At 37.7% G+C, this 11643-nt stretch carries 8 protein-coding genes, 1 rRNA gene and 1 riboswitch; of the genes, 4 read left to right on the top strand and 5 right to left on the bottom strand.

Going from position 1 to position 11643, the window contains the following annotated elements:
* Positions 1 to 110 (bottom strand): 16S ribosomal RNA (locus T489_RS0103970); the annotation flags it as partial.
* A gap of 426 nt (positions 111 to 536) precedes the next feature.
* Between T489_RS0103970 and T489_RS14105 the strand changes: the two genes are divergently transcribed.
* Entirely contained in the window at positions 537 to 1178 is a 642-nt protein-coding gene (locus tag T489_RS14105; protein WP_051621769.1) for an RNA recognition motif domain-containing protein, read from the top strand.
* 14 nt (positions 1179 to 1192) lie between these two features.
* Here the strand turns inward: T489_RS14105 and murI are convergent, their stop codons facing one another.
* Positions 1193 to 2017 (bottom strand): glutamate racemase, encoded by an 825-nt coding sequence (murI, locus tag T489_RS0103955; RefSeq protein ID WP_232218277.1) that lies wholly within the window; start codon positions 2015 to 2017, stop codon positions 1193 to 1195.
* Between the two features lie 64 nt (positions 2018 to 2081).
* Positions 2082 to 3935, bottom strand: a complete 1854-nt coding sequence (locus tag T489_RS0103950; protein ID WP_031578749.1) for a TonB-dependent receptor domain-containing protein — start codon at positions 3933 to 3935, stop codon at positions 2082 to 2084.
* Between the two features lie 27 nt (positions 3936 to 3962).
* Positions 3963 to 4111, bottom strand: a riboswitch (cobalamin riboswitch).
* 167 nt (positions 4112 to 4278) lie between these two features.
* Between T489_RS0103950 and trmA the strand changes: the two genes are divergently transcribed.
* Entirely contained in the window at positions 4279 to 5412 is a 1134-nt protein-coding gene (gene trmA / locus T489_RS0103945) for a tRNA (uridine(54)-C5)-methyltransferase TrmA (protein WP_031578748.1), read from the top strand.
* A gap of 100 nt (positions 5413 to 5512) precedes the next feature.
* Here the strand turns inward: trmA and T489_RS0103940 are convergent, their stop codons facing one another.
* Complete coding sequence (locus T489_RS0103940) at positions 5513 to 6766, bottom strand: malic enzyme-like NAD(P)-binding protein (protein WP_031578747.1); 1254 nt, start codon at positions 6764 to 6766, stop codon at positions 5513 to 5515.
* Positions 6767 to 7165: 399 nt separating this feature from the next.
* Positions 7166 to 7381 carry a 50S ribosomal protein L31 gene (gene rpmE, locus T489_RS0103935; protein WP_031578746.1) on the bottom strand — a complete coding sequence of 72 codons (216 nt, stop codon included), beginning with the start codon at positions 7379 to 7381 and terminating at the stop codon, positions 7166 to 7168.
* Between the two features lie 160 nt (positions 7382 to 7541).
* Here rpmE and T489_RS0103930 point away from each other — a divergent pair, with 160 nt between their 5' ends.
* Together T489_RS0103930 and argS are read left to right on the top strand one after the other, a co-directional pair.
* Positions 7542 to 9740: a primosomal protein N' gene (locus T489_RS0103930; RefSeq protein ID WP_031578745.1), complete on the top strand. Its 2199-nt coding sequence runs from the start codon at positions 7542 to 7544 to the stop codon at positions 9738 to 9740.
* A gap of 109 nt (positions 9741 to 9849) precedes the next feature.
* Positions 9850 to 11589: an arginine--tRNA ligase gene (gene argS, locus T489_RS0103925; protein WP_031578743.1), complete on the top strand. Its 1740-nt coding sequence runs from the start codon at positions 9850 to 9852 to the stop codon at positions 11587 to 11589.
* Positions 11590 to 11643 lie beyond the last annotated feature (54 nt).

The following is an 11643-nucleotide window of genomic DNA, read 5'->3' as shown; positions in this document are numbered from 1 at the left end:
GTCCGCCACTCGTCAGCCAGGAAGCAAGCTTCCTGCTGTTACCGTTCGACTTGCATGTATTAAGCCTGCCGCCAGCGTTCAATCTGAGCCATGATCAAACTCTTCACTTTAAATTAGTTGAAGTTTTTTCGGCTCTCTTTGAATGACTGTCTTTCTAATTACTCTTAGATTTGACACTCAGCTTCTTCAAGAACCATTTTTTATTTCAGCTCATGAATTCAGCGAGTGCCCACACAGATTGTCTAGATTCGTTTTTAAAGAACTTTTTGTTTTCGCTGTGCTCAGCGAACGATGTGTATTTTAGGTTTTTTATTTTTTTCGTCAACTGTTTTTTTGATCTTTTTCTAATTTTTTTTATTTTTTGTACATTTTTTTGCCGTTTTCCTGCAAAGTTATCAATTTTTGAGCGATAAATCAAATTTAGACTCTGTTTTTGTCTTTAAAATTGTAAGAGTACTGTTTTATATTCTTATTTCTCACTCAATCATCAATAATCACATCACACTTTTTTCTTATGCACTTATGGAGATAAAATTATGTCCATGAAAAAGCAATATCTCAAATCATGCTTTCTTTCACTTGTTATAACGTTGGTCTATGTTTGCGTATATACCAAATGTGCATTCACAAATATTTTTGAGCTTCCGCTGACATTTTGGCTAACTGTTATTTTTGTATTCATCTCTGGCATCGTATCCCCTTTAGCCTTTGTTCTCAAAAACCGCATAGTTACCGATAAAGTAGAAAACCCAAGACCTGATGACAGACCCATTGATCTTCCTCGCTCTTTTGCCACCAAGAACCATGGTCAGTCTATTGTCAAAGACAAGAATTCCGTACGCAGCAACTCAGAGAATCATACACAACATGGAATCAAACAAAACTTTTCATTCAAAGCAATGCCAACTGATGAATCTGAATTCTGTGATATCTTCATAGGGAACATTCCCTTTTCACTTAATGAATTAGAAATCAAGAAATTGGTATTCAGTACAGGTGTAGACATCTACTCCCTGAAGCTACCAAAGGATCCAAAAACCAAGAAACGCAAGAATTATGCTTTCGTGAGAGTATCAGCATCAGCTAAGGATAATTTTATTAGTTTGTTGAACAATAAAGAAGTTAAAGGCCGAAAACTGTCAGTTAAAGAAGCAAATAGTCGCACTGTTTCAGCCTAGGTGATTGATCTCTTTTACTCAAAAAGTTTCAATTCGCAAAATCCGAATTTTTTAAATCCGGAAATGAGATCGCTATTAAGTTTTCTTACATCAGTGCAATAAGCCGTAGACTCGGTTTCCGCCACTGATGTATCCGTGCTGATGTGATTATTGGCTAATTCAGTCAAAAGGAATTTAACTCTTCTTGCTATAGCATCACCTGAATCCACCAACGTTACACTCGGCAACACTTTTTGAATTTCTGAGCGCAGATGTGGGAAATGAGTACATCCCAGAATCACGGTATCCGGCCTTACATCACCTTCCACCCATTCGTGAAGAACATGACTGATAATCTGTTCATCATAAGGCAGGCCAATCATTTTTCTCTCGGCTATTTCCACAAGTTCTGATGTTCCGATTTTTAATACTGTCTTATCGCTTGCAAAATTTGCTATTAAATCCATTGTATATTTTCTGCGAATTGTCGCAGGAGTAGCCAGCAGTCCTATCACTCCATTTTTTGTAATAGCCGAAGCCGGTTTTATTGCAGGAACAACCCCAACAATTGGTATATCTACAGCTTTACGGACCTGTTCAAGTGCTACGGTGCTCGCTGTATTGCACGCTATTACCACTAAATCCACATGTATTCGTGAGGTAAATTTTGCAATAAGTTCAACCACTGTATTTATTACAACGTCATCAGGCTGTATTCCATATGGAAAATGCAGATTATCAAACAAATACAGCGGGATAATATTATGATTCTGCTTTAGAGTCTCCTGACATACAGACAATCCACCTATTCCGGAATCAAAAAAAAGAACGCTATACTTCATAATATTCACTGTATCCATAAAAAAAGCACTGCCGATCCTACATCGTTTCAGTGCTTTTATAATATATCCAAATCAAAAATAATTAAAACAGATTCTTAATCTCTATTGTACCTGAATATACTCTTCCGCCTGTTGGATAACCCGCGTAGTATTCATATTTCTTGTCTAAGAGATTATCTATGCCAAAACCGAATCTAATATTTTTATTCATTCCTGCAGGAGTTAATCCGAAGCCTAAATTAACTACAGCAAAGCCGCCTAAAGTCTGACCATTTGAAAATGTTCTTTTTGAAGTGTAACGATAGTCTGCGTAGGCATCCATTCCAAAGTCACCAAAAAGATCTTCACTGTCAAACATGTACTTGGCCTTATAGAGTTGTTTTGCCTTACCGTACACGGTCTGATGAGTATCCTTGTTCTTTGGATTCATCAGAGAAGCAGAAAGGTCCAGATTCTGATACTTGTTGAACGGCATATTCGCTCCCATTTCAACACCTTTGATGTTTACTCTGTTGATATTTTCGTACTGCCATGTTAATGGATCTGAGCCAATCTGATGCTTAATATTATTGTAGAATCCCGTTACAAAGAAATACTTATTTCTTAAAGTAACTTCTACATTCTTTGATTTTTCAGGATCCAGACGGCTATTGCCATATCCCGGATAATAAAGTTCCTGCATATTAGGAGCTCTGTATGCTGTACCATATCTTGCTGACAGCTGATTATCCTCCAGAATATTCACACCTAACCCGACATTAAAGGTACCTTCAGAACCATAGACAGAATTATCGTCAAGCCTTCCTGATAATTCTCCTGAAAAAATATTCTGATCATACTTCATAAAAACGAATCCGGCCTTATTAGAAATAGATTTGGCACTGTCTGCAAAATTTCCGCTCCATTCAACCTTTGAATTCTTATTAAGTCTGCTGTAGTTGTAATCCACACCAAAACCTAATCTCAATTCGGTTACCGGATAAAATTCATTGGTAAAATGAGAGTTTATGGTGTCCATCTTAAACGCAGATGACTGCATGTCAGAAACTGGAACATCCTTTGGATGATTGTAATCATTATCGTGAGTATACATGGTACCGAAGTCAAATGCATACAGTTCATTCCCGAAATCAGCTCCCACAGAAACGATCTGGTTTTCATCGTAATTCACACTTGTTGCAGGAGTACCACTCCAAGAATTATCGTAATCACCTTCATTCTTGATACGCTTGTAGTCTGCTCTGATCTCTAAATCATTATCAAATGTATGAGTATATCCAATCTGAACATTATTGTTCTTGAATCCGTGTTTAGCACCTTCATTAACTCCGGAAACAGGATGAACGTTAAATCCTTTAGAACTGCTTACACCACCGGTTACCTTTAATGCATCATTATCCGTAATGGCAAAAGTATTCTGCATACTGAAATCATGAGTATCGTAGCTTGAATAAGTATATGCAGCTCTCTGTTTGGTTTTATATTCAGGTTTAGTGATAATATTAATTACCCCGAGAACAGCATTGGCCCCATAAACAGAAGCTCTGTGTCCCCTGATGAATTCAACTTTCTCAATCATATTTGTTGGTATGTGATTAGAATTGAACTCACCAATCTTGCTGGTACTTAAATTCTCTCCATCAAGTAAAACCAAAACCTGATTAGCATTACCGCCACGAACATAAAAAGATCCGGACTGACCTCTGCCACCATATGAAACTACCTGAACGCTAGGCAACAGAGCCAAAACGTCAGTTAAGGTTTTCAGATTTCTTTCCTGAATTTCTTTTGCAGTGATAACATCAACCTGTCCAAGAATATGAGTTTTGGTTTCAGAAATACGGGATGCAGAAACGACAACTTCATCTGTTGTATCGGTTCCTGCGTAAGCAATAACAGGCACAAACAAACCTGCCAATAATAATTCTCTTTTCATAAAACTATCCATTTCGCGTAGACTTGTAAAATTACTTAGACTTAAGGAAAGTATTCGGACTGAACATACAAACACATTTGTATGCATCACCGTTGCGCGACAGTTTCGGATTCTCACCGTATTTCCTTATTAAACCAACCTATAAACAGAGTGGTACCAAAAGTCGAGGGTATTTTAGACATAAACCATTTAAATGTAAATATACGATAATTTAGCCATGTCCTTGTCTACAGTATTAAAACCAATTCACCTGTTTATTTATATAATTGTGAATAAGTTTTTAGAATAGCTTATGTTCTGTTATAATCCTCGCCTGTTACACTTTTTGACCATAAGGTTTGTTATGAAAGATTTTGAAACATTAGACACCTCATCATATAATACCCAGTTAGCTAATAAGACTTCAAAGTTATTGGCCGAATTTAAAAATCTTTTTACCATTCCCGAACCAGAAATTTTTACTTCAGAGCCGATTAACTATCGCATGAGGGCCAAATTCTGCATCTATCTTGAAGGCGAACTCGTTCGTTATTACATGGTGGATACTTCAGATAACAGTAAACGCAAGGTTTTTCTAACCAAATTCCCTACTGCCTCGAAACTGATTAACGACCTGATGCCTGTTGTTGCTGATTACATAAGTAGTCACCGTGCATTATCAGTGAAATTTTTTGAAATAGACTTTTTAACCACATTAAGCGGAGAAGCTTTAATTACTCTTCTTTACCACAGAAAACTTGATGAATCTTGGATTGAGGAGGCAAAAAATTTACTCGGTCATCTCAGAGAAAAATTTCCTGACAACATCATAAATATAATAGGCAGAGCCTTTAAGCAGAAAATTCTTCTTGATACAGACTGTGTTTATGAGACGCTGACTGTTAATAACAAACAATTCAGATATCAGCAGGTAGAGAACAGTTTTACTCAGCCCAATGCTCATGTTTCTGAAAAAATGCTTACCTGGGTGCAGAACAACACTTCTGATTTGAGTGATACGGATCTTTTGGAATTGTATTGTGGCAATGGTAACTTTTCTATTGCCCTGGCTGGTAATTTCAGAAAAATACTTGCGACAGAAATATCTAAAACCAGTGTTGAATCAGCTCAGATCAACATTGCAATGAACAACGTTACAAACCTGAAAATAATACGCCTCAGTGCTGAAGAATTCACCGAAGCCTTGAATAAAAAAAGAGAATTCAATCGTTTAAAAAACAATAATGTAAATCTCGACGAATACTCGTGCAGAACCGTTCTGGTAGATCCTCCTAGAGCAGGATTAGATAAAGATACCATAGACCTTCTAAAGAGATACGAAATCATAATCTACATATCATGTAACCCTGTGACTCTGATGGATAATTTAAAATCCCTGACAGAAACTCACAGAATAAGTAAATTTGCATTTTTTGACCAATTTCCATATACCGAAGAACATATTGAAAGTGGAGTGATTCTAACCAGAATGCAATAAAATACTGTGTTTGATTGCTTAGAAAATTCTCTGAAGTACTAAAAAATAACCCCGTAATAATTGAAATTACGGGGTTATTTATCGTTAACAAAAACTGATATTATTCATTTTCAAGATAATGATCAGGGAGCGGAGCCCTGGCTACGCCAGATTTAACAGCGGCTTCAGCTACAGCCTTAGATACCCATGAATACAGACGATGATCAACAGGCTTTGGCATAATGTAATGAGGTCCAAACTCAAAATGATCTTCTCCGCAAGCATGAGCAACTTCTTCAGGAACAGGTTCCTGTGCAAGCAAACGGATTGCATTCATTGCAGCTTTTTTCATTTCAAGATTGATTTCTGTTGCTCTTACATCAAGCGCACCTCTGAAGAGGAATGGGAAGCAGATTACATTATTAATCTGATTTGGATAATCTGATCTTCCGGTACCGAAAATAATATCAGGTCTAACTTCCTGAACTAAAGCAGGAGATACTTCAGGATCAGGATTTGAACAAGCCAGAATTACAGCCTTAGGAGCCATGCTTAATATTTCTTCCTTGGTTACCAAATTAGGACCAGACACCCCAAGGAACGCATCAGCACCGTCCATTGCTTCGGCTAAAGTCTTTGGACCTGTATCGTTTATGAATTTCTTCTTCTGTTCATTCAAATCTGTACGATCAGATCTGATTACACCATGACGGTCAATCATGAAGAAGTTTTCTGGCTTAACACCGCATTCCAACAGGAATGTAGAGCAAGCAATACCAGCTGCACCTGCACCTAAGCAAACAACCCTACAGTCCTCAACTTTCTTTCCTTGCAACTGAAGAGCGTTCAGCATACCTGCCGTTGTAACAATAGCTGTACCATGCTGATCATCATGGAAAACAGGAATAGAACAAAGCTTCTTTAATTTTGATTCAATTTCAAAACATTCAGGAGCTTTGATGTCTTCAAGATTAATACCACCAAATGTATCAGCAATATTTGCAACGGTATTGACGAAATCGTCAATATCCTTGTGCTTTACTTCAATATCAATTGCATCAACATTAGCAAAACGTTTAAACAGAAGAGCTTTGCCTTCCATAACAGGCTTAGAAGCCAGTGGACCAAGATTACCTAAACCAAGGATAGCTGTACCATTTGAAATAACAGCAACGAGGTTTCCCTTGATAGTATACTTGTATGCATCTTCAGGATTCTTTGCTATCTCACGAACCGGTTCTGCAACTCCGGGACTATATGCCAAAGTCAGGTCATGAGAGGTATCAGCGGGTTTGGTGATCTGAATTGAGATCTTACCAGGTGTTGGATGTGCATGATAGTCTAATGCAGCATCATGTAATATCTTATCGGTCATGCGATAATCTCCGAAATGCAACATATCATATCGAACATGTTGCGCCAATTTTATTAACCCTATGTATACTTACAACGACAAAATATACAATTCCACTTATATCAAGTGTATAGTCTTTAATTATAAGCGAGATTTTTTTATTTGTTACCTCTGTACCGTCTCATATTTGCCAAAATTACGATTACATTACAATTTTGCACATCATTAGGACAATAATCGATCAAGTTTTGTTGTAAAAACTGTAAAATATCAAACTTTTACGCTATGTTACATACAGTACAAAGCAAGAAATTCAGGAATATATGATTAATCAGAGATTGATTGACAATAACACAAATAATGATAATTCTGTGTATAAAAGAAAACACACTGCACCTTAGTGCAGTGTGCCGACTTGGATTACTTCTTTGAAGAAAGCATACCGAAACGCTTGTTGAAGCGTTCTACACGTCCGCCGGTATCAACAATCTTCTGCTTACCGGTGTAGAATGGATGACAAGCTGAGCAAACATCGATAACAATATCGTGACCAACAGTTGAGCGGGTCTGGAAAGTGTTACCGCATGAGCACTTAACGGTTACAACGTCGTATGCTGGATGAATATCTTTTTTCATGGAAAACCTCTTAAAATAGAGCTACATCGCCCTTCCAACCACTTTTCGCGTCAGACACGATGTAAAATGTAAACAAAAATATAAAAATGCAAGCGAATGATATATTATTGAGCAATGTTGTGCAAGATAAAGTTTTGATTTTTTTATAATTAATAATTCCATGTACCTACAGTTAGCTATAAACACCCCTTTATATCGTACATTTGAATACAAATTATCCTTTGATTTAAAAATCGAAGGAGTTAACCTTATTGGTTGCCGTGCACTTGTAAAATTCGGCAACAGGAAAACCGTTGGCATAGTCATTGAGCAGTCTGAAAAACAGACATATACCGGAAAAGGAGCCGTCAAAGAAATAGAAGAGATATTGGATGATTCTCCTATATTTGACGAATATAACATTCAGCTCCTTAAATGGGCGGCATCCTATTATCACTACCCTATTGGCGAAGTTTTTTATACAGCTATGCCCCTCTTACTTAGAAAACCCAAGAAGGCTGGTCTGAAACCAATAGATTTGTGGACATTCGTCAGTGATGCTGATACATCATGCATAAGCAGAGCCAAGGCCTGTAAGGCCGCCCTGAACATTATCAGAGAAGCTCCGTGTACATCTCATAAATTAAAAGAGTTGGGAATAAACCAGGCAATTATCACCAAACTTTTCAATCTGGGACTGATAACCAAAAGCAATCTGAGAGATGAGGTACACGAATGGGACAAAAACAACATATCAATTACCGATGCCAAAATCCTTAATGACGAACAGCAGCACGCATACGACGTAATCAGCGCCTCTCACGGATTCAATGCTTTTGTCATCAATGGTGTGACAGGCTCTGGAAAAACAGAAATTTATCTTCAGCTGATTGCAAAAACGCTGAAACAGGGCAAACAGGCTCTTGTTTTAGTTCCCGAAATAAACCTGACTCCTCAGACTGTCAAACGTTTCTACGACAGATTTAATGTACCTATTGTCTGTATTCATTCATCTTTAAATGACAATGAACGATTTGAATCTTTTGCCATGATGAAACGAAATGAGGCTGCAATACTGATAGGAACAAGAAGCGCACTGTTTGCTAACATTCCTAATTTAGGAATAATCATTATCGATGAGGAGCACGATTCATCTTACAGACAGGGAGACGGCTTCAGATACCACGCAAGAGACTGTGCCGTAATGCTGGCTTTTATTAGACAAATCCCCATCATAATGGGAACAGCAACTCCATCCATCGAAACCGTAAACAATATCCAAAAGAAGAAATACACCGAAATAATACTCAGCAAAAGAGCGGGAAACGCATCAGATGCGATTTTTAACATTATCGACATGCGCAGGCAGATCATTAACCATGGTATTTCAAAAGAACTTTCTCTGCACATTAATGAAGAACTTGGCAAAGGTAATCAGGTACTGCTTTTAATTAACCGCAGAGGTTATTCACAAAAACTGATATGCCACAACTGCGGGTATGTATTCATGTGTAAGAACTGCGATTCAAACCTTACATATCACATGACCGAAAACAGACTGGTTTGTCATCACTGCGAAACCAAATTCATTATTCCCCATCAGTGTCCAGAATGCGGTTTTACCGAACTGACCCCTACAGGTAATGGTACTGAACAGATATTTGAACATATACAGCAGTTATTTCCCAATTCAAATCCTGTAAGAATTGATCGCGATGCCATCAACAGAAAAGGTGTACTCAATACTATTCTGGACGACATAAATAACAATAAGTACAACATAATCATCGGAACACAGATGCTTGCAAAAGGGCATCACTTTCCTAATGTAACGCTTGTTGGCATAATCGACATCGATTCCTGCCTTTTTTCCAACAACTACAGGGCTCATGAGCAATTAGCTCAATTAATCGTTCAGGTTGCCGGAAGATCCGGACGAGGGGAAAAACAGGGATATGTATATTTACAGACACACACACCTGATCATCCTGTTCTCAGTACACTGCTAAATTACGGATACCATACTTTTGCCGAAGAGTGCCTCAAGAAAAGAAAACAGATGATGCTACCTCCTTTTACGAATTATGCCATTCTTAAAGCAGATGGAACTGAACGTGAAAAGGTCATATCGTTTATATACGATGCATATAATTTCATGAACAGTCAGTCATCAAAATTCAGCAATCTTGTCATTATGAAACCGACGTCGGCCTACATTACCAGAAGACAGAACAGGTATCACTTCTACGTTCTAATCAACTCGCGTGCTAAAAGGGATTTATCAGAATTTGTAGATCTGATTATTGCAAATATTGACAGGTTTCAATGCAAATCATCAGTTCATTCTGTTATAGAAATTGATCCTTTGGGTAACGAATAAATAACATAATCAGCAGAAACGGTGATTAATTTTTTAAGTGGAAAAAAAAATGCCGACAGAGTAAAATTTAGCAAAATTTGTTTATTTTACTAATAAAGCTATCGCAATTATGAAACAGAAAATTCAAGATATTTTAACCGGAATAGTAGAACAGTTTAAAAAAGACAATCTTATTCCTCAGGACTCAAATGTCAGAGTAATGATTGAAAACACCAAAGATAAGAAAAATGGTGATTATGCAACTAATTTGGCCATGCTTTTAGCCAAACCAATGAAAAAAAAGCCACAGGAAATAGCTTCATTAATTGTAAACAGCATTCCCGTATCCAACGAAATTACCAAAGTGGAAATTGCAGGTCCCGGTTTTATTAATTTCTTTGTTAGTAAAAATTATCTTGCAGCTCAGGTTGAAGCCATTCTCAGTGACGACCACTTAGGTGTCAAGGTTACCGATAAACCGGAAACTGTCGTTATTGACTACTCATCACCTAATGTAGCAAAGGAAATGGCCGTTCATCATATCCGTTCAACAGTTATAGGTGATGCCGTTGTTCGCATTCTTGAATTTTTAGGGCACAAAGTTATCAGAGCCAATCACATTGGTGACTGGGGTACCCAGTTCGGTATGCTGATTGCGTATCTCGAAAAGAAAGAAAATGAAAATGCTTCAAATCTTGAGCTCAGTGATCTTGAGGCTTTCTATCGTGAAGCAAAGAAATGCTATGAAAGCGATGAAGAATTCGCTGTAAAGGCCAGAGGTTACGTAGTTAAACTTCAGAGTGGTGATGAATACTGTCTGAAAATGTGGAAGAAGCTAGTTAACATTACCATGGTTCAGAATCAGGAAATATACAACAGACTCAACATATCTCTTACAGAAAAGGATATTATGGGGGAAAGCCTGTACAATCCAATGCTGAAGCCTCTTGTCGAAGATCTTGTTAACAAAAATCTTGCCGTTAAAGATGACGGAGCAATGGTAGTTTATCTGAAGAGTTTTGCCGATAAGGACGGAAATCCTCGTGGTGTTATTGTTCAGAAGAAAGATGGCGGTTTCCTGTATACCACTACCGATATAGCTTGCACAAAATATCGTTGTGAAACTTTAGGTGCAAACAGAATAATCTGTTTTGCAGACAGTCGTCAGCACGAACATTTAATGATGTCATGGGAAATTGCAAGACTCGCTGGCTATGTACCTGAAGGAGTGGTATTGGAACACGGTGCTTTCGGTATGATGTTGGGTAAAGACGGCAAGCCTTTCAAGACCAGAGACGGCGGTACCGTAAAATTAAAGGATCTGCTCAATGAAGCTGAATCCAGAGCCGCTGAATTAATTTCCCAAAGAAACAACGACCTTCCAGACAACCTGAAAGATGAAGTAATCAAAACCGTTGCAATGGGAGCCGTAAAGTATGCAGATTTATCCAAAAACAGAACAACCGATTACGTGTTCGATTGGGATAACATGTTAACATTCGAAGGTAATACAGCTCCGTACCTTCAATACGCATACAGCAGAATTCAGTCTATTTTCAAGAAAGCTGGCGAAGCAAAACCTGGCAAGATCGTAATCACAACACCTGAAGAAGAAGCTCTTGCTCAGCAATTTGTAAAATTCAACGAAGTTGTAAACAATGCTGCCAACAAGATTGCCCCTCATATCATATGTACATATGTATATGAACTTGCCGGCTTATTTATGAGATTCTATGAAGCATGCCCAATAAATAAGGATGAAGTTGCAGAAGATGTCAAGGCAAGTCGTCTGGCATTATGCAAGGCAACATCATCAATCATAAAGACAGGTCTTAATATGCTTGGTATCAATGTTCTGGACAGAATGTAATGGTAGCGACTGTAAGAAACAGAAAAAAATCCTCATCCCGAAAATCTTCTAAAA

This window comes from Ruminobacter sp. RM87 (genome assembly GCF_000701925.1).
Lineage (GTDB): Bacteria > Pseudomonadota > Gammaproteobacteria > Enterobacterales > Succinivibrionaceae > Ruminobacter > Ruminobacter amylophilus.
This window is presented reverse-complemented; position numbering and strand designations above follow the sequence as displayed.

Excerpts from the sequence above, each read along its gene's own strand:
- T489_RS14105 (WP_051621769.1), top strand. The coding sequence starts at position 537 with ATGTCCATGAAAAAGCAATATCTCAAATCATGCTTTCTTTCACTTGTT.
- murI (WP_232218277.1), bottom strand. The coding sequence starts at position 2,017 with ATGGATACAGTGAATATTATGAAGTATAGCGTTCTTTTTTTTGATTCC.
- rpmE (WP_031578746.1), bottom strand. The coding sequence starts at position 7,381 with ATGAAAAAAGATATTCATCCAGCATACGACGTTGTAACCGTTAAGTGC.
- trmA (WP_031578748.1), top strand. The coding sequence starts at position 4,279 with ATGAAAGATTTTGAAACATTAGACACCTCATCATATAATACCCAGTTA.
- argS (WP_031578743.1), top strand. The coding sequence starts at position 9,850 with ATGAAACAGAAAATTCAAGATATTTTAACCGGAATAGTAGAACAGTTT.
- T489_RS0103930 (WP_031578745.1), top strand. The coding sequence starts at position 7,542 with ATGTACCTACAGTTAGCTATAAACACCCCTTTATATCGTACATTTGAA.
- T489_RS0103940 (WP_031578747.1), bottom strand. The coding sequence starts at position 6,766 with ATGACCGATAAGATATTACATGATGCTGCATTAGACTATCATGCACAT.
- T489_RS0103950 (WP_031578749.1), bottom strand. The coding sequence starts at position 3,935 with ATGAAAAGAGAATTATTATTGGCAGGTTTGTTTGTGCCTGTTATTGCT.